21 protein-coding genes are annotated in these 22,021 nt (G+C 45.2%); 8 read left to right on the top strand and 13 right to left on the bottom strand.

Translation table 11 applies throughout. From position 1 onward, the window contains the following. Positions 1-3: 3 nt before the first annotated feature. Complete coding sequence (locus GFC30_RS04095) at positions 4-276, top strand: acylphosphatase (RefSeq protein ID WP_066323024.1); 273 nt, start codon at positions 4-6, stop codon at positions 274-276. Positions 277-312: 36 nt separating this feature from the next. Here GFC30_RS04095 and GFC30_RS04090 read toward each other — a convergent pair whose 3' ends face one another. Further along, positions 313-1,062, bottom strand: coding sequence for an arginase family protein (locus GFC30_RS04090; RefSeq protein WP_066323023.1), 750 nt, complete (start codon positions 1,060-1,062; stop codon positions 313-315). A gap of 145 nt (positions 1,063-1,207) precedes the next feature. On the opposite strand from GFC30_RS04090, the gene GFC30_RS04085 reads away from it, so the two are divergent. After that, the gene (locus GFC30_RS04085; RefSeq protein ID WP_066323022.1) at positions 1,208-1,552 is read left to right on the top strand and encodes a YojF family protein; all 345 of its coding nucleotides are present in this window, start codon (positions 1,208-1,210) and stop codon (positions 1,550-1,552) included. Positions 1,553-1,565: 13 nt separating this feature from the next. Further along, positions 1,566-2,213, top strand: a complete 648-nt coding sequence (gene bshB2 / locus GFC30_RS04080; RefSeq protein WP_066323021.1) for a bacillithiol biosynthesis deacetylase BshB2 — start codon at positions 1,566-1,568, stop codon at positions 2,211-2,213. Between the two features lie 8 nt (positions 2,214-2,221). Here the strand turns inward: bshB2 and GFC30_RS04075 are convergent, their stop codons facing one another. From GFC30_RS04075 to GFC30_RS04065, 3 genes are all read right to left on the bottom strand, one after another. Then, positions 2,222-2,839, bottom strand: a complete 618-nt coding sequence (locus tag GFC30_RS04075) for an NAD(P)-binding protein (RefSeq protein WP_066323020.1) — start codon at positions 2,837-2,839, stop codon at positions 2,222-2,224. 204 nt (positions 2,840-3,043) lie between these two features. Next, positions 3,044-3,415: a DnaJ family domain-containing protein gene (locus GFC30_RS04070; protein WP_066323019.1), complete on the bottom strand. Its 372-nt coding sequence runs from the start codon at positions 3,413-3,415 to the stop codon at positions 3,044-3,046. Next, complete coding sequence (locus GFC30_RS04065; protein ID WP_084256185.1) at positions 3,387-5,885, bottom strand: putative bifunctional diguanylate cyclase/phosphodiesterase; 2,499 nt, start codon at positions 5,883-5,885, stop codon at positions 3,387-3,389. The genes GFC30_RS04070 and GFC30_RS04065 overlap by 29 nt, the downstream gene beginning before the upstream one ends. A gap of 314 nt (positions 5,886-6,199) precedes the next feature. On the opposite strand from GFC30_RS04065, the gene GFC30_RS04060 reads away from it, so the two are divergent. Beyond that, positions 6,200-6,649 (top strand): C40 family peptidase, encoded by a 450-nt coding sequence (locus tag GFC30_RS04060; protein WP_066323018.1) that lies wholly within the window; start codon positions 6,200-6,202, stop codon positions 6,647-6,649. 116 nt (positions 6,650-6,765) lie between these two features. Here the strand turns inward: GFC30_RS04060 and GFC30_RS04055 are convergent, their stop codons facing one another. The 3 genes from GFC30_RS04055 to GFC30_RS04045 all read right to left on the bottom strand — a co-directional run bounded on the left by GFC30_RS04055 (position 6,766) and on the right by GFC30_RS04045 (position 11,315). Further along, a complete protein-coding gene (locus tag GFC30_RS04055) occupies positions 6,766-8,142 on the bottom strand; it encodes a (Fe-S)-binding protein (protein WP_066323017.1) in 1,377 nt (458 codons plus the stop codon). Continuing rightward, complete coding sequence (glcD, locus tag GFC30_RS04050) at positions 8,139-9,548, bottom strand: glycolate oxidase subunit GlcD (protein ID WP_066323016.1); 1,410 nt, start codon at positions 9,546-9,548, stop codon at positions 8,139-8,141. Before glcD ends, GFC30_RS04055 begins: the two co-directional genes overlap by 4 nt. A gap of 93 nt (positions 9,549-9,641) precedes the next feature. Further along, positions 9,642-11,315: an L-lactate permease gene (locus tag GFC30_RS04045; protein WP_066323015.1), complete on the bottom strand. Its 1,674-nt coding sequence runs from the start codon at positions 11,313-11,315 to the stop codon at positions 9,642-9,644. Between the two features lie 220 nt (positions 11,316-11,535). Between GFC30_RS04045 and GFC30_RS04040 the strand changes: the two genes are divergently transcribed. From GFC30_RS04040 to GFC30_RS04025, 4 genes are all read left to right on the top strand, one after another. Beyond that, a complete protein-coding gene (locus GFC30_RS04040; RefSeq protein ID WP_066323014.1) occupies positions 11,536-12,258 on the top strand; it encodes a FadR/GntR family transcriptional regulator in 723 nt (240 codons plus the stop codon). Between the two features lie 100 nt (positions 12,259-12,358). Then, positions 12,359-13,075 carry a (Fe-S)-binding protein gene (locus tag GFC30_RS04035; RefSeq protein ID WP_066323013.1) on the top strand — a complete coding sequence of 239 codons (717 nt, stop codon included), beginning with the start codon at positions 12,359-12,361 and terminating at the stop codon, positions 13,073-13,075. Positions 13,076-13,090: 15 nt separating this feature from the next. After that, positions 13,091-14,515: a LutB/LldF family L-lactate oxidation iron-sulfur protein gene (locus tag GFC30_RS04030; protein ID WP_066323012.1), complete on the top strand. Its 1,425-nt coding sequence runs from the start codon at positions 13,091-13,093 to the stop codon at positions 14,513-14,515. Between the two features lie 2 nt (positions 14,516-14,517). Beyond that, positions 14,518-15,231 carry a LutC/YkgG family protein gene (locus GFC30_RS04025; RefSeq protein WP_066323011.1) on the top strand — a complete coding sequence of 238 codons (714 nt, stop codon included), beginning with the start codon at positions 14,518-14,520 and terminating at the stop codon, positions 15,229-15,231. Between the two features lie 39 nt (positions 15,232-15,270). On the opposite strand, the gene GFC30_RS04020 is transcribed toward GFC30_RS04025, so the two are convergent. From GFC30_RS04020 to hutP, 6 genes are all read right to left on the bottom strand, one after another. After that, complete coding sequence (locus tag GFC30_RS04020; protein ID WP_409978498.1) at positions 15,271-15,957, bottom strand: TerC family protein; 687 nt, start codon at positions 15,955-15,957, stop codon at positions 15,271-15,273. A 103-nt stretch (positions 15,958-16,060) separates the two neighbouring features. After that, entirely contained in the window at positions 16,061-17,014 is a 954-nt protein-coding gene (hutG, locus tag GFC30_RS04015) for a formimidoylglutamase (protein WP_066323010.1), read from the bottom strand. Next, positions 16,998-18,257, bottom strand: a complete 1,260-nt coding sequence (gene hutI / locus GFC30_RS04010) for an imidazolonepropionase (RefSeq protein WP_066323009.1) — start codon at positions 18,255-18,257, stop codon at positions 16,998-17,000. The genes hutG and hutI overlap by 17 nt, the downstream gene beginning before the upstream one ends. Positions 18,258-18,265: 8 nt before the next feature. Then, positions 18,266-19,915: a urocanate hydratase gene (hutU, locus tag GFC30_RS04005; RefSeq protein ID WP_148660358.1), complete on the bottom strand. Its 1,650-nt coding sequence runs from the start codon at positions 19,913-19,915 to the stop codon at positions 18,266-18,268. Between the two features lie 14 nt (positions 19,916-19,929). Then, positions 19,930-21,453, bottom strand: coding sequence for a histidine ammonia-lyase (gene hutH / locus GFC30_RS04000; protein ID WP_066327114.1), 1,524 nt, complete (start codon positions 21,451-21,453; stop codon positions 19,930-19,932). Between the two features lie 89 nt (positions 21,454-21,542). After that, positions 21,543-21,992 (bottom strand): histidine utilization transcription antiterminator HutP, encoded by a 450-nt coding sequence (hutP, locus tag GFC30_RS03995; protein WP_066327112.1) that lies wholly within the window; start codon positions 21,990-21,992, stop codon positions 21,543-21,545. Between the last annotated feature and the right edge of the window lie 29 nt (positions 21,993-22,021).

Raw genomic sequence — 22,021 nt, 5'->3', positions numbered from 1 at the left:
GCAATGCGACGGTTACATGTTGTTGTCCACGGTCGCGTGCAAGGCGTTGGCTTTCGCTACTATGCACAAGGGGAAGCGCTCAAATGGGCCCTAACCGGCTGGGTAAAAAACAAAGACGATGGAACGGTGGAATTGGAAGTGCAAGGAACGGATGAACGACTGCAAATGTTTCTCGACAAAATTGAGCAAGGTTCCCCGTTCGCGCGCGTCACAAATGTGGAAACGGAGTACATACCACCGCTTCCAAACGAAAAAACATTCCGCATTATTTATTAAAAAAACGCTCGGTGTGATTCAACCGGGCGTTTTTTCCTAAGCTAACCGTGGATGATTCAACATATAGTGCAAATACGTTTCCGCAATACAAAGGTTGGCATGTTCATTTTTTCGATTCGCTTCCCGATGAAGTGGATGGAACAAGTCAACTGCGGCTTGCGGATATTCTCCGCATACGTCCACTCCTACAACTTGTTTATGCATCAAAAGCATTTGTAAACAACGCAGCAAAAACAACAGAGACATCGTCCCTTGCTCCCAGTTCGTCACTGCATCTTCACGACAAAGAACATCTTTATCAATGCTAATGTATACGTACTTTGTTTGAATATGTGAGAAAAGAAATTTCGGAGAAGGCAATGTTGGAAAAATCGTGATGTTGTTAGGAAAAGAAGGCAACCGTCCAGACGGTCCGACAATGATTACTTTATCTAGCGCACGAATTGTTAGCGCGTGAGAAACCCACGAGCCACAAGAAATTACCGCATCTTCGTTAGTACCGATATCAGTATGATGATCAAATAACACAAGCGTAAACGGCTCTTGAATATGTTTCATCAACAAGTATGATACATAATGATAATTGCCGCTCCCAATAAACGTCATTCCGTGAAAACGGCGTTCCGAAAGGCGTTCTTCTATTTCCGCTAGCGATTTCTGTTCGCAATACAAATTTGTCTCTGTTATATCGGTCGCGTCAATCCATTCGTGCGGCAATTGAAGAAGCCGCTGCTGTGGAGCGTATGTGCCATCGATGTTTAAAAACGTTACACCTTGAAAACGCATCGTTTCTCACCTCTTTTTTCGTTTCGGTGCAAGTTTTCAAACAATCGGCTATTTCTATTATACTAAAAAATTCGTTAAACGAAATATTTCCTTTTCTTCCTCGTTTTCATGTACAATAAGGAAAAACGATAAGGGAGGGGTTTTGGTGCAGCCGATTCATATGGAGGAAGTACAAAAAGCACTAAACCGTTTCACCAATCAAGATGTCTATTTGCATTTAGAAACGACCAATGGCGCTTATGCGTCTCACCATAATGAAGGGTTTTTTGCTGCGGGGGCATACATTCGCAATGGCCGCATCCGTTTCAGCCGTGCCAAAATCGCCGGCAAAGGGCCTTACCGTGTCGGATTGAAATTGGACTTTGGCTGGGTATACGCGGAAGGATTAACCGATTGGGAAGTGACCGACACAGAACAGCTGCTATTAGCCGGACATGATTATGAAGGAAAATTAGCTGTTGCTTTACAGCTAAGCTATGAGCCGTTTTAAAAGGAGGGATAATATGGAAAGACATATTCTCGTCGTATTTCCTCATCCAGACGATGAATCATTTGGTGTTTCGGGGACGTTAGCAATGTTTGCCGAACAAGGTGTTCCAATTACGTATGCATGCTTGACGCTTGGGGAAATGGGACGCAATATGGGGATTCCACCATTCGCCAATCGGGAAACGCTACCGTCCATCCGGAAAAAAGAATTAGAAGACGCTTGCCGGGTCATCGGCATTCACGATTTGCGCTTGCTAGGATTTCGCGATAAAACGGTCGAGTTTGAGGACGAAGAATTACTTACCGACCGCATTAGTGCTATCATCGCTGAAACGAATCCATCGCTTATTATTACGTTCTATCCTGGCTATAGCGTCCATCCCGACCACGACGCATGCGGAGCAGCCGTCATCCGCGCGGTCGAGCGAATGCCAAAAGAAAAACGCCCCGTTGTCCATTGCGTGGCGTTTGCGAAAAACTGTGAAAAAGAAATTGGCAAACCAAACATCGTCCGTGACGTAAGTGCGGTCATTGACAAAAAAATTGCCGCCATCCAGGCGCATCGCTCTCAAACGGAAGGGCTGATGAAGGCAGCAACCAAATATGGAGGCGATGCCATCACACGTTTTAAAACAGAACGGTTCTGGACTTTTAAATGGTAAAGCAGCCATCATGGCTGCTTTTTGTATCGAGCAATGAGCTCCCTCAATTGTTCTTCCCAAGTGCCGTTTTTCCGAAATGATTCAGTCGCAATCGTCTGAAATATCGACCGTCTTATGCTTGCGTCATCAATATGCTGTAAAATATAGCGACGGCACGCTAATAAAAAATCGACGTACCGTTCATATTCTTCATCGTATATATTCGCAATCTCATTGCGAATTTGTTTGGCAAGTGTTGGACTTGCGCCATTGGTGGACACGGAAATCGTCAGCTTCCCACGACGAACAACGGACGGCACATGAAAATTCGAGCGCTCAGGGTCATCGACAATATTGATGAGTTGGTGCGGTTTCGCTACTTGCGCCACCGTTTCATTGACGTGACGGTCATTCGTTGCCGCAATAACAAGAAACGCTCCATCTATGTCATCAGCGGAAAACAATTTTTCCTTCCAGTGAATCTTTCCATTCTCCGCCAATTCCTTTAGCGCCTTCGTCACAGCCGGCGAAACGACCGTAACAGCAGCATTCGCCTCTAATAACCCCACCACTTTTCGTTCCGCTACGTCCCCACCGCCAACGACGACTACCGGCTTATTCGCGATCTGTAGCATCACAGGATACATTTTCCTTCCCCCTTTTAGGAAAAGCGCAAAGCGCCCGCCTATCGGCGAAGAGCGCACAATCCCCACCGAGGAGGCTTAGCCGCCGAAAGGAGGGGCGAATCGCATCACACCGATGGTGCTTAGAACTAGACAGCTCTCTGCCCAATTGCAAAATTTTATACTCCTATCTTTCAAAAAAGGCTTACTGCGCATCTCAGTAAGCCTTTAACGAAATTTCTCGTCAATTCGTTGCTGGTACTCTCTTAATGCAAGCGAATTACTTGTGATGCGATTTCTCATCACCGCCTTCAACCGCAACAATTTCTCATTCCATTTCTGTGTCAACCGATCTTTTTCTTTCTCCTCTTCACAACAGCGAAGCAAATCTTCAATGGTCATTAACTCTTTTTTCAAATCAGTAGCTTCCGATACGTATCCAGCATTTTTTAACATTAAATAGCCGATGCGCAATTCTTCGGGGATGTGCGACAAATCATCAATATCCATTGGTTTTCCAAATCCGGGCAAAGCGTTAAACGCGCCGGCTTTTATCGCTTCGCGAATTTTTTCATCCGCTATTTTCCAAATGATATCCATTGTTATCCATCCCTTCGCTCCTCTTGGTCGTGTGTTGCGCGAAAAATGCTGTTAACTCACGATACGGGAGCGGTCTCGCATAATAATATCCTTGTGCTTCATCGCATTGATTTTCTATTAAATACGCGGCTTCTTGCTCTGTTTCTACTCCTTCTGCTAATACTTTTACGCCAATATTATGCCCTAATGAAATAATCGTTGGCAAAATCGCCTCTTTTTCATGTATATTTTGCACAAATGAACGGTCGATTTTCAACCGGTCAATCGGCAATTTTTTTAAATAGCTTAACGAACTATACCCTGTGCCAAAATCATCGATACTAATCGTTATCCCAATCGACTTTAGCCGTTTTAAAATTGGAATCGCTTTTTCTGTATCCATCGTCATTCGTTCCGTAATTTCGACGTCCAGACAGTGCGACGGCAATTTCGTCTTTTCTAGTACTTTCAGTATTTTTTGCACAAGCCGCCTGCTCTCAAACTCATATGGCGATAAATTCACCGAAACAGTTAGATGCGGGTATTGGGCTAATAATTCTTCCGTTTGCCGACAAGCTGTTTCCATTACCCATTCATTAATTGGGATAATGAGCCCCGTTTCTTCCGCAATCGGAATAAATTTATTGGGCGGAATCATCCCTTTCTCTGGATGGTTCCAGCGAATAAGTGCTTCCATTCCAACAATTTTTCCAGTCTGTAACTGTATTTGCGGTTGGTAATACACTTCAAATTCTTCTAACTCGAGCGCCTTCCGCAGTTCCCTCTCCATTTGCATTTTTTCATGGATTGTTCGGTTCATCTGTTTTTCAAAAAAGCGGAACTGGCTAATCGCCTTTTTCGACAATTCGTGCCGTGCAATATCGGCTTTGCGAATTAACGTCTTGCTGTCGGTGCCGTCTTTTGGATAAAGACTGATGCCTATTTTTAAAGTCATAAAAAACTCTTGGCCATTCACGATAAGCGGTTCTTCCATCCCCTCCATTAGTTGATAAGCTAATTCTTTTACTTGCTCTTCTTTTTCCATATTTGACAGTACCAAAACAAACTCATTCCCGCCCCAGCGACCTAGTACACCTTCTTCGCCAATAACCTTGCGAATTTGCGTTGCTGTTGCCAATAGTACTTGATCACCAATCGAATAACCGTATAAATCGTTAACAATCTTTAATCCTTTCATTTCAATAAATAGTACCGCTACTTTTTCATGTTTCGTCCGTGCCATCTCCATGTGCTCTGTCAGCACCCGATACAGCAACTCTTTGTTCGGAAGCCCCGTTAAATCGTCGTGAAAAGCGATATAATGCATCGTTTCTTCCTGCTTTTTTCGTTCCGTAATATCACGAACGGCAGTTACGCTTACCTTTTTTCCCCCATACTCGTATTCGCGCCGAATAATTTCTGCCGGAAAAACAGAACCGTCCTTTTTTCGCAAATACATTTCATACGTATCCTCTTCATCTATCGTTCGCTTTAAATCTTGTAAGGAAGCCGGTGCTACTAACTCTTTAATTGGCATGTGCACCATTTCATCCGCCGAATAACCAAATAGCCGGCAAGCTGCTTCGTTTACTTCTAGTACCACTCCTTGTGAATGAATAATAATTCCTTCCATTGATACTTCAGATAGTAGTTTAAACTGTTGCTGGCTAACTTCCAATTCTTCACGATATTTTTTAAATACTAGTTTTTCTAGTCTAATATACACAAGTAGTAAATACAAAATATAGCTAATAAGAAATACAAGGAAAGTTAGTGCAATTCCTTTATTGCGTTCGTTTTCCATTCGTTCGTTATATTCATTAGCATCAAAATCGACACCAAGTACACCATCGACACGTCCGTTTGTATCCATGATCGGGTAAAAGGCGCTAACACTTTCCCCCCATGCATCACTCGTCGGTTCCTTTTGCATGCTGAATTTTCCTTGAAATGCCCTCTCTAACTCGGGAATACGTTCGCTATACAATGTCCCAATAGGCACGTGTTGTTCCTTTTTTTCATCAATTTTTCCGTTATGGTTATAGTCCGTTTCTGGTGCAACCACAAAATAGTTTTTTCCGTCTGCTCGCTTTTTTATTGTGTAAATGCTTAGTATTTCACGATGTTCATGTTGCCAGCGAGTCATCATTTGTAAAATACGAACATAGGTTTCGTTTTTTTCACTCGTCTTTTCATTGAGCAATAGATGATCCATCTGTAATAATTGCGAAGCAAGTACAGAGGTAAAATGTTTAGCAAATTGTTCATATTGTTTTTGTTCTAGTTTCTGTAAATGTTGAACATACCAAAAACCAACAATTAAAAGAAAAAAAATAAACATATAAAAAACGCTCGTCAATCGCTGCGCAATTTGAAACATCGATACGTGTAATTTCTTTTGGATTAGCCGGTTCATTTGCCGCTGTACAAATGTCACCATGAGGAGGATAAAAAACAGAAACAATATATATTCCATCGCGTTCGGTAGCATAAGTTCTCTCTCACCATGAATTTTTATTACTATTATAAACGAGGAAATGCTAGACTTCTCCTATCATCTGTCCTATTTTTTCGACATCTTACGACATATTCTTCTTTATTATACTTTATTTTTTGTCGAAAAATCATGTCAATTTTATCGAAAACCATCGTTTTTAGTACTTGATCCTAATATCTTATCGCTATTTTTTGTAACGTCGTTGTAATATTATTTAATTCAACTGTAACAACATTTCGACAATATTTTTGCTATACTAAACCTTGTGAGAAGGGAAACGGGAACTCGGCGTTGGAGGTTTAAAGAAAATGAGAAAAACAGCTACTATCACTCTTTTATCATTCGTACTCCTATTTAGCTCTCTTTTTGTTAACGTTTTCAAAGCAGAAGCAGCGATAAACCCACAACGGATTATCACAGAAGCAAAAAAATTTATCGGGACACCGTATAAATTTGGCGGCACTTCACCTAGCGGATTTGACTGCTCTGGGTTCGTTTATTATACACATAAAAGAATCGGAAAAACGCTTCCTCGTTCTTCCACGTTAATGTTTCAACGGGGATCATCTGTACATAAATCTCATTTACGTCCAGGGGATTTAGTCTTTTTCAGTACATACAAAAAAGGCGCTTCCCATGTCGCCATCTATATTGGTAATAACCTAATCATCCATGCTACATCAAAAGGTGTCACCATTGATAACTTAAACAGCGCTTACTGGAGCTCTAAATTTATTGGAGCAAAGCGTGTTGTATAAATAAAAAGTACCCTCCGCATTGCGGAGGGCTCATTTATTTCACAGGGGATCGGGGGAATACCTAGCCATCATTATGCCCGTTCCTTTTATTTTTATACATACAAAAGAAAAATTTTTTACGATGTTTTGCGCGTAGTTGCTCGCAACTGCTCGTTCGCTACAAATAACTTGTTTGTTTCCGCTGCTTCTAGCAAAAGCTCAACGATATGCACTGCACGTACCCGTCCTGCCAATCCTTCTCTCTCAATTCCTAGTTTCATTTGCAACAAACAGCCTGGATTAGCGGTCACAATAGTCGTCGCGTTCGTTTGCTTCGCTTGCGACATTTTATAATCGAGAATTTGCATCGACATATCTGGCTGCACAATGTTATAAATCCCTGCCGAACCGCAGCAACGGTCAGCATCTCTCATCTCGCGAAATTCCACTCCTTCAATCGCTTGCAGCAATTGCCTTGGGGCGCTTGCTACTTTCATCACGTTACGCAAATGGCAAGAATCTTGGTACGTCACGATTTGTGGAGATACTTTTAGCCCGATGCTCGAAAACTCTAATTCTAGTAATACTTCCGAAATGTCTTTTATTTTTTTCGTGAATGTTTTCGCTCGTTCGTTCCATTCGCTATCATCTTCCAACAAATGGTCGTATTCAATTAAAAACGCACCGCATCCACCTGCGTTCGTGACGATGTAATCGACATCTAACCGCTCAAATGCTTCGATATTTCGCTTTGCCAATTCTTTTGCTTGTGCTTTTTCTCCGCCATGTCCATGCAGTGCCCCGCAACACACTTGGTGAGATGGAATGACGATTTCGCATCCTGCTAATTGTAATAGTTTCATTGTCGCATCGTTTATGTTCATAAACATCGTATCCATTAAACAGCCGGTAAAAAACGCCACTCGTCTCTTTTTTCTTCCTTTCGGCGCAAGCTGATTTGGGCGGTTATTCATTTCTTTCCATGCCGGCACTTTTGGCAATACTCGTTCCATCATAGCCAAATGTGGTGGAAACAACTTAAAAAAACCAAGACTTTGAACCATTTCCTGCAAACCTGACCGCTGATAAAAACCGAGCAACGCTGTCACCAAGCGCAAGCGTCGTGGATGTGGAAATAGCCACTGAAACACTACGTTACGGAGCACACGCACAACGAACGGATATTGTTTATGTTGGGCAATAATGCTGCGCGCTTCTTCCAGTAAATGTCCATAGCGGACGCCAGAAGGACATACTGGCTCACATGCTCGGCAACCAAGGCACATTGCAAGCGACTGCTCTACATCATCATCCGGCTCAATAACCCCATCGACCACCGCCTTCATTAGCGCAATGCGACCGCGCGGGGAATGCGATTCTTGAAAGCCTGATTCGATGTATGTTGGGCATGTTGGCAAGCAAAATCCACAACGCATACAGTTCATTAGTTCGTCTTCATCCATGTTCGTTTGAAATTGTCGTTGCATCGCTGTCCGTTCTTTTGTTGTCGTCATCTCGTCACCACCACGCGTTTTCGTTCATTTTTTGCGAATATTTTCCCCGGATTCATAATGCCGTTTGGGTCAAGCGCTTGTTTTACCGCTTTCATCGCCTCAATCCCTGCTTTGCCCAACTTCCATTCCAAATACGGTGCCTTCATTGCCCCAACGCCATGCTCGCCTGTGATCGTGCCGCCAAGTTCAATTGCTTTTGCAAAAATTTCTTCGAACGCTTTTTCCACCCGCTCCATTTCCTCCCGATCACGCGCGTCGGTCGGACATGTCGGATGAAGATTGCCATCTCCTGCGTGCCCAAACGTACAAATTTTCACGTCATATTTTTGCGCGATTTCATTAATTGCTTTGACCATTTTCGCCAGTTCTGAACGCGGCACTGTCGCATCTTCTAAAATCGTTGTCGGCTTCAGCCGTGCTAAGGCGGATAACGCTGACCGGCGAGCAGTGCGAAGCGCATCGGCTTCCGCTTCGGAACGAGCGATTTGAACGATTGCCTTTTCTTCTTCGCAAATTTCTACCATTCGCTTCATATCACGTTCTACTACTTCCGGCGGTCCATCTTGTTCCATTAATAAAACGGCGTTCACGTCGGTCGGCAACCCGATGCGAGCATAGTCTTCCACGACCTCTAACGTCGGCTTGTCTAAAAACTCTAATGTTGCTGGGATGATTTTGTTGGCGATAATTTTCGAAACAGAACGAGCGGCTGCTTCTAAATCCTCATACAACGCAAGCGCTGTTTTTTTCGTCTCCGGCATCGGAATAAGTTTTAACGTCGCCTCTGTTATAACCCCCAATGTTCCTTCTGAACCGACAAACAAACGAGTGAAATCGTAACCGGCAACGTCTTTCGCTAATTTCCCGCCCGTTCGAATGATTTCGCCGTTTGCCAGCACTACTTCAAGCGCCAACACATAGTCCCGGGTCACCCCGTATTTCAAGCCGCGCAACCCGCCAGAATTTTCATTGATATTTCCACCGATCGTCGATATTTTCATCGAACTCGGATCGGGAGGGTAAAATAGCCCTTTCGCTTCTACCGCTTTGATCAGATCAAGCGTAATGACCCCGGGCTGAACGGTTACGGTTAAATTTTCTTCATCGATTTCTAAAATGTTGTTCATATGTTTAAATAAAAGAACAATGCCACCTTTAACTGGGCATGTGCCCGCGCAAAGGTTTGTCCCTGAGCCACGCGGAACGATTGGGAGGCGATGTTCATTGCAAATTCTCACAATTTCCGCCACTTCCCTTGTATTTCTTGGCGCGATGACCGCATCCGGCAACGACTGAAATTGCGGCGTAGCATCATAGGAATAAACAAGCCTTCCTGCTTTAGAATCATCATAATTATCATGACCAACAATTGCGATGAGCTGTTGTTTTACGCTGTCGGAAACCATCTTTCTCATCCTTTCTTTTCTATCTCACGGAAGAAAAGGGACTTGCGGCGCAAAGAAATAGAAATATTTCTTTGCGTCCGAACGTCCCTTCCATCAAGGAATCATCCACGATAATACGGTTGACTGCAAGAATGTGAGAATACCAATTAAAATGATTAAGAAAATGCTATGTTTCACCGTAAAGCGGAATAAATCAGATTCTTTGCCTGCCAATCCTACTGCGGCACAGGCAACCGCAATCGATTGCGGAGAAATCATTTTTCCGACAACCCCACCAGAGGAGTTCGCTGCTACTGCAAGTACTGGATCGATGCCAAGCGATGTCGCTGTTACTTTTTGTAAGTTTCCAAACAACAAGTTCGACGATGTATCGGAACCGGTAATAAATACGCCAAGCCAGCCTAAAAATGGCGAGAAGAAGGCAAACAATGAACCTGTTTTCGCCAACGCCATTCCAGGCGTTGTGCTCATGCCAGAAGCGTTCGTGACATAGGCAAACCCGACGACCGAAGCGATCGTGATAATCGGAAACTTCAATTCGTTAAGCGTTTCGCCAAACGTCGCAACCCATTCCCCCCAAGAAATACGGACGATAAATTTCGTAACAATCGCGGCGAATAAAATCGCCGTTCCGGCTGCCCCGAGCAATTCTAATTTATAAACGGCTAAAATTGGTTGACCACTCGCATTCACGATTTTGTTGCTTAGTCCAGGCACTTCCGGCATAAAGGTGAGATAAGAGCCTAGTTTATTAAGCGCTTGCAATAATGCGTTCGTACCTTCATAATGTCCTGTTAAGGCTAGCTTTACTTGTGGGATTCCCCAAATGGAAATGAATGCTGTTAATACTAAAAACGGAGACCATGCTTTGAATACTTCACCGCTTGTATGGGTTGTGTGTTGCGCGGATACCGCTACTTCGGAATGAGCGTCATTTGCAAACCGATACACACTTTTCGGCTTCCAAACTTTTAGAAACACAGCTAAGGCGACTAACGAAACGAGCGCCGATAAAATATCCGGCAATTCCGGTCCTAAAAAGTTTGAGCTTGCATATTGGGTAAGCGCAAACGACACACCGGATACTAAAATAGCTGGCAACACTTCAACTGTTTTTTTCCATCCAGCCATGATTAACACGAGGTAAAACGGAATAAATACAGATAAAAACGGCAACTGGCGGCCGACCATTTTCGAAATATCCATCGCTGGAATGCCCGTCGGGCCAGCGACAGCGGTAATCGGAATCCCAATGGCGCCAAACGCAACTGGCGCTGTATTCGCAATTAAACAAAGTCCCGCAGCGTATAAAGGATTAAATCCTAAGCCGACAAGCAATGCGGCAGAAATGGCAACCGGTGCTCCAAATCCAGCAGCCCCTTCTAAAAATGCGCCAAACGAAAAGGCGATTAACAACGCTTGCAACCGACGATCTTCCGTAATCGACAAGACCGAATTACGAATCGTGTCAAACTGCCCTGTTTTCACGGTCAGTTTATATAAAAAGACAGACGTGATAATAATCCAACCGATTGGCAAAAGCCCGTACACTGCTCCTTGCGTTACCGACATGACCGCCATGCCGACCGGCATTTTGTAAGCGATTACAGCAATAACCAGCGCAACAGCTAGCGTCGTCAGCCCCGCTACATACCCTTTCATTCGTTTTACTGCCAGCGCCCAAAAGAAATATAAAATTGGAATGAGGGCAACAACCGCCGACAGTGCCAATTGATCAGCAACTGGCGTAAAATCTTGTTTCCACATAAAAACCTCCCCTTTCTGTTTCACCGATTTCTCCCATGATAAAGATAGTCAATAGGTCATCTGATGACCGTATGATTTTTATTGATTCAAATTATAGAAGCAATATACAAAAAAAACAAGAGAAAAAAGAAAATTTTTTGAAATTTCTTTCCCCCTTTTGCCTTTAAAATTTTTGTATAATATAATATGATGAGTTTGCATAGTTATGAGGTGACTTTTTTTGGAATACAAACAGATTAAGCCAAAAAAAATTTACGAGGAAGTTGCGGAAGCCATTTTTGAAATGATTAAAACTGGTGTGCTTAAACCAGGCGATAAATTGGATTCGGTCCAGCAATTGGCGGAAAACTTCCAAGTAGGGCGCGCAGCGATTCGCGAAGCGCTAACCGCTTTAAAAGCAATGGGATTAATCGAATTAAAACAAGGCGAAGGGACATATGTGCGAGAATTTGACCCCGCCATGTTGTCGTTTCCGATTTCTATCGCTGCACTTATGCGCAAAGAAGACATCGCTCATTTAGTGGAGGTGCGCAAACTGCTCGAAGTCGGTGCATCTGGAGTTGCGGCACGAAAGCGGACAGAGAAAGATTTGGAAGCAATGCAATATACGCTTCAGCAAATGGAACAAGGCATTGTCACTGGCAACGAAGAGCTTGGGGAACAAGCGGACTTTTTATTTCATATGGCGATTGCTGCCGCATCGCAAAACCCAATTTTAGTGAGCTTAATGAATAACGTATCGGAAATGATGATCGAAACGATGCGAGAAACGCGGCGAATTTGGTTGTTTTCTAAACAAGCGACAAGCGAGCAACTGCTTGATGAACATATGCAAATTTTTGCTGCCATCCAAAACAAAGATGAAGAAGCCGCTCAAGAACGGATGCGAAATCATTTATCCAACGTCGAAAACGTATTAAAAAAATATCTTTTTTCTTCCTAAGCGCGAATTGTGCGCTTTCTTTTTTTGAAAATTGATATATAATGGTGTCAAAGTCATCTGATGACCAGTTGACCCGTTATGAAAAAGGGGGAAGGGAGATTTGAAAGTCACGTTATTTATTACATGCTTAGTCGATTTGTTCCATCCTAATGTCGGAAAAGCAACGGTCGAATTGTTAGAGCGGTTAGGCTGTGAGGTAGAGTTTCCAGAGGCACAAACGTGCTGTGGACAGCCCGCCTACAATAGCGGCTATGTCCGAGAAGCAAAAGAAGCGATGAAGCATATGATTCGCACATTTGAACATGCCCAATATATCGTCACCCCGTCCGGTTCTTGTGCAACAATGTTCAAAGAATATCCGCATATTTTTCAAAATGATAAAGAATGGGAAACAAGAGCAAAAAAAGTAGCCGAAAAGACGTATGAATTGACGCAATTTTTAGTCGATGTATTAAAAGTAGAAAACGTCGGGGCAAAACTTAAAGGGCGTGCGACATATCACACTTCTTGCCATATGACTCGGCTGCTTGGCGTAAAAGATGCCCCGTTTCGGCTATTAAAACATGTGGAAGGACTTGAAGTAGTTCCGCTTCCAAACGCACATAATTGTTGTGGGTTTGGCGGGACGTTTTCTGTCAAAATGGGACCGATTTCTGAGCAAATGGTCGATGAAAAAGTCCGCTATATCGAGGAAACAAACGCAGACTATCTTATCGGCGCAGACTGTGGATGTTTAATGAACATTGGCGGGCGGATCGAACGAACAGGAAAAGGCGTTCAAGTCATGCACATCGCAGAAGTGCTCAACAGCCGCTAAAGAGGGGGAAAGAAGATGGCAATGAAAATTGGAGCAGACTCCTTTCATCAACGTGTCGAAGCAGGGCTTCATAATTCATTTATGCGCGGAGCCGTCGCCGGCGCACAAGAACGTTTACGAACACGGCGGCTCGATGCCGCAGCAGAGCTTGGCAACTGGGAAGAATGGCGGGCGCTCGGCGAGCAAATTCGGCAGCATACGCTTCTCCATCTCGACTATTATTTAATGCAACTAAGTGAAAACGTTGCCAAACGCGGTGGACATGTGTTTTTTGCGCAAACAGCAGAAGAAGCTAATCAATACATTCGGGACGTTATCATCAAAAAGAACGCAAAGAAAATTGTGAAATCAAAATCGATGGTGACAGAAGAAATTCATTTAAATGCAGTGCTTGAGAAAGTGGGCTGCGAAGTAATCGAAACCGACCTTGGCGAATACATTTTGCAAATCGATGACCACGACCCGCCGTCGCATATCGTCGCTCCTGCCCTTCATAAAAACAAAGAACAAATTCGCGACGTCTTTCGCAAAAAATTAGCGTATGACAAAACCGAAAAACCAGAAGAATTGGCGGCACACGCGCGAAAAACGTTGCGAAACGAATATTTAACCGCCGATGTCGGCATTACCGGATGCAACTTCGCAATCGCTGAGTCTGGTTCGATTACGCTTGTGACAAACGAAGGAAATGCGGATTTAGTGACTGCCTTGCCAAAAACGCAAATTACTGTGATGGGAATGGAACGAATTGTACCGACTTTTGAAGAAATGGAAGTGCTCGTTAGCTTGCTAACAAGAAGCGCGGTGGGACAAAAGCTAACAAGTTATATTACCGTCCTCACTGGTCCACGTGACGAAGGGGACGTTGATGGACCGGAAGAGTTCCATTTAGTGATTGTCGATAACGGTCGGTCGAACATTCTCGGTACCGAATTTCAATCCGTATTACAGTGCATTCGCTGTGCGGCTTGCGTCAACGTTTGTCCAGTCTATCGCCATATCGGTGGCCATTCGTACGGCTCGATTTATTCCGGACCAATCGGTGCTGTGCTTTCACCGCTTTTAGGTGGATACGACGACTACAAAGAATTGCCGTACGCCTCTACACTATGCGCCGCCTGTACGGAAGCATGTCCGGTGAAAATCCCCCTTCATGAACTGTTATTAAAGCACCGGCAAGTCATTGTCGAACGGGAAGGAAAAGCGCCTATTTCTGAAAAACTGGCGATGAAAGCGTTCGGTTTAGGTGCTGCGTCTTCCCTTCTCTACAAAATTGGTTCGAAAGTAGCGCTAAATGCGCTTCAGCCGTTCACGACTGATGAACGCATCGCCAAAGGAATCGGACCGCTAAAAGCATGGACGGAAATTCGTGAATTTCCAGCTCCGGCAAAAGAACGGTTCCGCGATTGGTTCCGGGAACATCAGAAAGGTAGGGAATAACAATGGGGATGGTTTATAACCGTGACACGTTTCTTCAAACAATTGCTAGACAGCTTGGGCGGGAGCGAATCACTGCAGACGTTCGCCGACCAAATTGGAGCTATGCGCCGCAATGGACAGTATTTCAAGGATACAATCAAGAGGAATTGCTTTCTGTATTAGAAGCACAATGCTCCCACATTCACACTGATTTTGTGGCAACCACTGCTGACGCTCTCGCCCCTACATTAAGGCAAGTAGTCGAACAATACGGTGGCGGGCCTGTTGTTACGTGGGACGACCAACGGTTTGCTCAGTATGGATTGCTACCATTATTAGAGGAGTGGCCAAACGAAAACGTCGATGTTCACATTTGGGACGCTTCGGCTGGGCGAAAAAATATTGAACGGGCAGAAAAAGCAAACGTCGGCATTACGTTCAGCGATATCACGTTAGCCGAATCTGGCACAGTTGTTTTATTTAGTGATGCCGGCAAAGGACGGACGGTCAGCTTTTTGCCGCGAACGTATATTGCCATCGTTCCAAAAAGCACGATCGTTCCGCGTATGACCCAAGCGGCTGCATTCATTCATGAACAAATCGAAACAGGACAGCTCGTGCCCTCTTGCATTAACTTTATTACCGGTCCGAGCAACTCCGCAGATATCGAAATGAACTTAGTCGTCGGCGTTCACGGCCCAGTGAAAGCAGCCTATATCGTCATTACCGATCGATAAACATTGAAAAAGCTAGCATCTTAGCGAGATGCTAGCTTTTTATATCATTCGTTCTTTTTTGCTTTGTGCTTCCGATTTTTTATTAGTGATATACCCTGCCGCTAACACAAAAACGGTTAGACCTGCCGCAACGGCGTATACAAGCGGTCCATGTGAAAAATGGAGAAGCTGCATAAATCCCTCATCTTCCATCATCATTTTTCCGCCCGTCCATGCTAAAATGCCAGACCCAGCATATACGAGCCATTTATACTTTTCCATTGCCACCACAATCGCTTTCGAGCCGAAAATCATAATTGGAATACTAATGGCGACACCAAAAGCAATCATGCCAATGTGCCCTTCAGACGCACCGGCCACTGCCACTACGTTATCTAAGCTCATCACGGCATCCGCAACAATAATCGTCCAAACCGCTTGAAACAACCGGTCAGAAGAGCGGATGTTTGCTTCTTCTTCTTGCTCTAGCAACACTTTATACGCAATCCAGAGCAATAACAATCCACCAACGAAATGGACAAACGGAATGTTTAGGAGAAACACAATGACTGCCGCAAATAAAACTCGTAAAACAACTGCACCGCCTGTCCCCCAAAAAATGGCTTTGTTCCGCTGTTCTTTCGCAAGCTTCCTTGTTGCCATCGCAATAACAACCGCATTATCCCCCGACAAAATGATATCGATCATCACAATTTTAATTAACGCCGCCAACGCTTCTGAAGACACCTATCATTTCTCCTTTTTAAGACTAGCTATCTTCTCTCATCTTATACGAAACAATCGTAAAGAGCAACTTTCTCGTTTTTTCACAAAAAAATAGCAACCCGACTCAATCGGGTTGCCTACCGCTTTTTTCTTTTAAAAACTGTAAAATCACCCACGCCGCTAGCCGGCTTGTCATTTGGCGAAAATCAATCGTCGGATCAATTTCGACGATATCTATTGCCTGTACCTTGTCATCGCGCGCAAGTAGAGAGATGGCGTGCAACAACGTTCGGCTATCCATCCCACCAGGGCCAATCGCTGGGCACCCAGGGGCAAATGCTTGGTCGAGCACGTCCATATCGACCGATACATACACCGCAGTTACATCGGCCAACGTTTTCATACTCTCTTCAATGATTGTTTCGATGCCGAGGCGATACACCTCTTCGATCGTATACATCGTCACCCCACGTTGTTTTCCATATTCCGTATACGCGCGGCTATTCGCAAAGTCGCGCAAGCCAATTTGCACAAGCTGGCTGCCATCGATGACACCTGTTTCAATTAAGCGCCGAAATGGCGTGCCGTTTGTTGGTCCCCCGTCTTCTAAGTTTCGTAAATCGTGATGGGCGTCAAACTGAATAATGCCGATTTTCCCTTTTTGTTTTTGCCAGCCACTAACGACTGGGCACGTGATGGAGTGGTCTCCTCCAAGCGTAATCCATAGTGATTCTGGGTGTAATGCAACGACTTGCCCGACTGTTTCGGCAATGCGCTTTTGCGACTTGGCGATATCGGTCGGGTGCATCACAATATCTCCATAATCAGTAATTGCGATGTCGGCTAAATCGATTCCTGTTTCAATCGAGTATGTGGTATAAAATGATAGCGCTTGCCGAATCGCCTGTGGCGCAAACGCCGCACCCGAATGGCTAATCGACGATTTTGACAGCGGTACTCCGATTAAGCCGATGCTACTGGCATGCTTCCCGTCCCACGGAACGAGCAATTCATTCGCTTTTGTCACATAGCGGTCTTGAAAAATTGCTTTTCCTGCTTCTTTAAGATACGGAACCATCGCCTTCTCCCCTTCCACGCACCACTTTTCCGTTTTTCAATACCATTCGGACATGGTTGATCCCATAATGGTATGGTATATACATATAGTTCGGTGCATCCCAAATGACGATGTCCGCTTTTCTTCCGACCATGATTCGCCCTGATTCTTGCCCGCGATTGACTGCATACGCCGCATTGACTGTTACCGCATGCCAAATTTCTTCTGGGGTCATCCGTAAATAAAGCGCAGCGAGCGTCATAATGAATTGCAAATTTTCTGTTGGCGAGCTACCTGGGTTAAAGTCTGTCGCAAGCGCTACCGCTGCCCCCTCGTCAATCATGTCGCGCGCGTTTGCATACTTTCCTTTTCCTAAATAAAACGACGTCCCCGGAAGTAACACCGCTACGGTATTCGATCGAGCAAGTTGATGAATTCCCGTTTCAGATGCACCAACAAGGTGATCCGCGCTTACCGCTCCGACTTCGATCGCTAATTCCGTCCCACCAAGCGGGTCAATTTCATCGGCATGAATTTTGACGGCAAATCCTTTCTCTTTTGCTTTTTGTAAAAAGATGCGCGACTGCTCGACGGTGAATACGCCCGTTTCACAAAAAATGTCGACAAACTCGGCAAGCTGTTCTTGTTTAATGACATCGAGCAAATCTACCATCTGTTGCAAAAAACTATCAGGATTGTCTTGATGTTCTGTAGGAATCGCGTGAGCGCCTAAAAACGTTGACACAACTTCTACATCATGCGTTTCGTGCAAGCGTTTTGCGACGCGCAACTGTTTCAGCTCTGTTTCCACGTCTAATCCATATCCGCTCTTCGCTTCGACCGTCGTCACCCCATACGAAAGCATGCGGTCCAAATGAACGCGTGCTTTTTCGTACAACTCTTTTTCACTTGCTGCTCGCGTCGCGCGTACGGTCGACAAAATGCCGCCACCTTGCTTTAAAATGTCTAAATAGGAAACACCTTGCTGCTTGAGCGGCAGTTCATGTTCGCGCGAGCCAGCAAATACAAGGTGCGTATGCGGATCAACAAGACCTGGCGTGACGAGTTTTCCTTCTGCGTCAATGATGTGATTTGCAGAAATTTTCTTCGCTTCTTCGTTGCTACCAATCCACACGACAAGCCCATCTTTTATCCCAATCGCTGCATGTTCCATCAAGGGGATCGTCTTCATTTGCTCCCCCTTTACCGGTCCGTCCCCTTCCATCGTTAACAGCTGTCCGATACGGATAATAAGCGTATCCATCGCAAGATTTACCCCCTTAGCATCGGGATATGGACGTTCATTTCTTTTGCTACTTCAATCGCTCGTTCATAACCTGCATCCGCATGGCGAATAATGCCCATGCCTGGGTCGGTCGTTAACACGCGCTCAAGCCGTTCTTTCGCTAAATCCGTTCCATCAGCAACAACAACCATTCCCGCATGCAGCGAATAGCCCATGCCAACTCCACCGCCATGATGGAACGAAATCCACGATCCACCAGCTGCAGTATTAATGAGCGCATTGAGCACCGCCCAGTCCCCGACAGCATCGCTTCCATCTTTCATTGCTTCTGTTTCGCGGTTTGGGGAAGCAACCGATCCGCAATCTAAATGGTCGCGCCCGATGACGATTGGTGCTTTTATCTCTCCTTTATGCACTAATTCATTGATCGCCAATCCCATTTTCACTCGCTCGCCATAACCAAGCCAGCAAATGCGAGCTGGAAGCCCTTGAAACGCTACTTTCTTTTGTGCCATATCAATCCAGCGTAAGAGCGCCTCATTTTCTGGGAACAGTTCTTTAATCAGTTCATCTGTGCGATAAATATCTTCCGGATCGCCAGATAAAGCCGCCCAACGAAACGGCCCTTTTCCTTCGCAAAATAGCGGGCGAATATAGGCAGGGACAAATCCCGGAAACGAAAATGCATTTTCCACCCCTTCATCTTTGGCAACTTGGCGAATATTGTTGCCGTAGTCAAATACAATGGCGCCACGTTTTTGGAACTCTAGCATCGCTTCCACGTGCTTTGCCATGCTTTGTTTGGAACGGCGAACATATTGCTGTGGATCATTTTTTCTTAATTCCACTGCTTCCGCTAATGACACTCCTTCTGGCACATAACCGTTTAACGGGTCATGGGCAGACGTTTGGTCTGTCACGATATCGATATGCACACCGAGTCTTAACAATTCATGATGCACTTCAGCGGCATTTCCAACAAGTCCAATCGATAGAGCTTCCCCTTTTGCTTTTGCTTCTTCTGCCCAACGAAGCGCCTCGTCAAGCGAATGAGTCATTCGGTCGCAATATTTCGTGTCGATTCGTTTTTGAATTCGGCTTGGATCCACTTCTACCGCAATGACGACCCCTTCATTCATCGTTACCGCTAGCGGTTGTGCCCCGCCCATGCCTCCTAACCCAGCAGTAAGCGTAATCGTTCCTTTTAGCGTTCCGCCAAAACGTTGTTTTGCCACTGCGGCAAACGTTTCGTACGTTCCTTGCAAAATGCCTTGGGTGCCAATGTAAATCCAGCTTCCCGCTGTCATTTGACCATACATGATTAATCCTTTTCGGTCAAGCTCATGAAAGTGCTCCCACGTCGCCCATTTCGGCACAAGGACAGAGTTTGACAAAAGCACGCGCGGCGCCCGTTCATGCGTTTTAAACACACCGACAGGTTTTCCGGATTGAATCAACAACGTTTCGTCATTTTCTAACGTGCGCAACGTCCGAACGATGGCATCAAACGCTTCCCAGTTGCGCGCCGCTTTCCCGATGCCACCATATACAATTAACTCTTCTGGCTTCTCCGCTACTTCCGGATCTAAGTTGTTGTATAGCATCCGTAATACCGCTTCTTGTTCCCAACCTTTGCATTCGAGCTGTACTCCTTTTTTCGCTTGAATCTGTCTCATCTTGCTATCCCCTTTCATCTATTGATTACCGTTTCGATCGTTTGTGAAAAAAAATCCCATTCCACATCCTTCAGCCATTTTGTCGCTGCCTCGATATCTTTTGCAAAGATGCGGTCTTTTGTAATCGACGGAACGATTTTTCTTGCTGCTTCATAAAACGACCGCGTCTTTGGCGCCATGTTTTCCACGCCGCGATATTCAACTGCCTGCAACGCGCAAATCAATTCAATTGCCAAGACGCGCCGCGCGTTTTGAATGATCGCATATGCATGGCGAGAGGCGATCGTTCCCATGCTGACATGGTCTTCTTGGTTCGCAGACGACGGAATCGAATCGACGCTTGCTGGATGTGCTAACGTTTTATTTTCTGACACAAGCGATGCAGCCGCATATTGCATAATCATTGCCCCTGACTGCAGCCCTGGCGCTGGGCTTAAAAAAGGGGGCAAATCGTTTAATTGCGGATTAACAAGCCGCTCAATGCGCCGTTCCGAAATGTTGGCCAATTCCGCTACGCCAATTTTCATAAAATCCATCGCCAAGGCGATCGGTTGACCATGGAAGTTCCCCCCAGAAATGACAGTCGCACCATCATCGAAAATAAGTGGGTTGTCGGTTGCTGCATTCATCTCAATTTCTAGCTTTTCTTTCACATAATCAAGCGCTTGCCAAGACGCGCCGTGCACTTGTGGGATGCAACGAAGCGAGTAGGCATCTTGGACACGCAATTCGCCTTGTGTCGTCGTCAGTTTGCTTCCCACTAAATACGAACGGATGCGTTTCGCTACTTCTATTTGCTGGCGGTAGCCGCGCACAAGGTGCACACGCTCATCGAATGCATCAATAATCCCTCGCAATCCTTCGATCGTCAACGCTGCAATCAGTTCGCTTTCATAAGCAAGCTGTTCTGCTTCTAAATAACCGACAACCCCCATTGCGGTCATTGCTTGCGTTCCATTAATGAGCGCTAATCCTTCTTTCGCCTTTAACGAGAGTGGTGCAATGCCTTCTTTCGTCAACGCTTCCATCGCCAACATGCGTTGCCCGCGGTAAAACACTTCCCCTTCGCCAAGCAATGCGAGCGCTAAATGCGATAGCGGTGCTAAGTCACCGCTCGCTCCAAGAGAACCTTGCTGCGGAACGACTGGATGGATATGCGCATTTAATAAATCAAGCAATCGTTGAATGACGACGGGCCGAACACCCGAATAGCCTTTTAAAAGTGCATTGGCCCGCAACAGTAGCATCGCGCGCGATACGATTTCTGGAAATGGCTCTCCTACCCCGCAAGCGTGTGAATGAATTAAATTCCATTGCAGTTGTTCTACATCGTCTGCTTCAATAAACACATCACTAAACTTTCCGAACCCTGTCGTAATGCCATATACAATTCGCTTGTTAGCGACGATTTCTTCAACCGCCTGCCGGCTGCGCGCTGCCTCATCCACGCTCTCTTTTGCCACTACGACTTTTTCGTTTCCGTACAATACTCGCTTTACCTCATCTAACGTCAACGTATGACCCGTTAAAATGACCACGTTCACACCCCATCCCTTTAATAAAATAAAGAAGGAGGCTACACCACCATTTGGTGGGATAGCCTCCTTCTGAACTAAATACCTATAGGCTACATATGATTGATTCCTAATCCGATAGTTTCATGCTCTAACCCGCGAATCGGCGCCCCGATCGTCCCGTATAACGCAACGGCAATCCATTGGCCTTCTGCTTCGTTTTCATACGGCATTCCGCGCACCACCGCAAATCGGAGACCGACCGTTCGCATGAAATCGCCTAACTCTACTTGACCTCTCGTAACTCCTTGCATCGCTTCGACAACCGCGTGATATAAGGCATGCATTTCACGGTAGAGTTCTCCGTTTACGACACCATTTCGTTTCGCTGCTGTTTCGATGGCAGCCACAATTTTTTGCAATTCCATCGAACCAACTTTTCCTTTGCAGTAGCGCCATTGCAATGCAGATAAGTGTTCAAGCACCGCTTGCTCCTCGTCTTCTTCCATTAACGCGAGCAAAATCGCATTGCGACCAATTCTTCCTCCTGCCTGCTTTAACAACACACACCAACACCTATTTTTTTAATTTT

Origin of the sequence: Anoxybacillus amylolyticus (assembly GCF_001634285.1) — a bacterium.
Classification (GTDB): domain Bacteria; phylum Bacillota; class Bacilli; order Bacillales; family Anoxybacillaceae; genus Anoxybacteroides; species Anoxybacteroides amylolyticum.
The sequence above is the reverse complement of the archived record's forward strand: the minus strand, read 5'-3'. Positions and strand labels throughout refer to the sequence as shown.

Coding starts and splice junctions, on each gene's coding strand:
- hutU (WP_148660358.1), bottom strand. CDS start 19,915: ATGAGACAGATTCAAGCGAAAAAAGGAGTACAGCTCGAATGCAAAGGT.
- GFC30_RS04030 (WP_066323012.1), top strand. CDS start 13,091: ATGGCAATGAAAATTGGAGCAGACTCCTTTCATCAACGTGTCGAAGCA.
- GFC30_RS04090 (WP_066323023.1), bottom strand. CDS start 1,062: ATGCGTTTTCAAGGTGTAACGTTTTTAAACATCGATGGCACATACGCT.
- GFC30_RS04045 (WP_066323015.1), bottom strand. CDS start 11,315: ATGTGGAAACAAGATTTTACGCCAGTTGCTGATCAATTGGCACTGTCG.
- hutI (WP_066323009.1), bottom strand. CDS start 18,257: ATGGATACGCTTATTATCCGTATCGGACAGCTGTTAACGATGGAAGGG.
- glcD (WP_066323016.1), bottom strand. CDS start 9,548: ATGGTTTCCGACAGCGTAAAACAACAGCTCATCGCAATTGTTGGTCAT.
- GFC30_RS04060 (WP_066323018.1), top strand. CDS start 6,200: ATGAGAAAAACAGCTACTATCACTCTTTTATCATTCGTACTCCTATTT.
- hutG (WP_066323010.1), bottom strand. CDS start 17,014: ATGGTTCCGTATCTTAAAGAAGCAGGAAAAGCAATTTTTCAAGACCGC.
- GFC30_RS04070 (WP_066323019.1), bottom strand. CDS start 3,415: ATGGATATCATTTGGAAAATAGCGGATGAAAAAATTCGCGAAGCGATA.
- GFC30_RS04095 (WP_066323024.1), top strand. CDS start 4: ATGCGACGGTTACATGTTGTTGTCCACGGTCGCGTGCAAGGCGTTGGC.
- GFC30_RS04065 (WP_084256185.1), bottom strand. CDS start 5,885: ATGCTACCGAACGCGATGGAATATATATTGTTTCTGTTTTTTATCCTC.
- GFC30_RS04075 (WP_066323020.1), bottom strand. CDS start 2,839: ATGTATCCTGTGATGCTACAGATCGCGAATAAGCCGGTAGTCGTCGTT.
- GFC30_RS04055 (WP_066323017.1), bottom strand. CDS start 8,142: ATGACGACAACAAAAGAACGGACAGCGATGCAACGACAATTTCAAACG.
- bshB2 (WP_066323021.1), top strand. CDS start 1,566: ATGGAAAGACATATTCTCGTCGTATTTCCTCATCCAGACGATGAATCA.
- GFC30_RS04025 (WP_066323011.1), top strand. CDS start 14,518: ATGGGGATGGTTTATAACCGTGACACGTTTCTTCAAACAATTGCTAGA.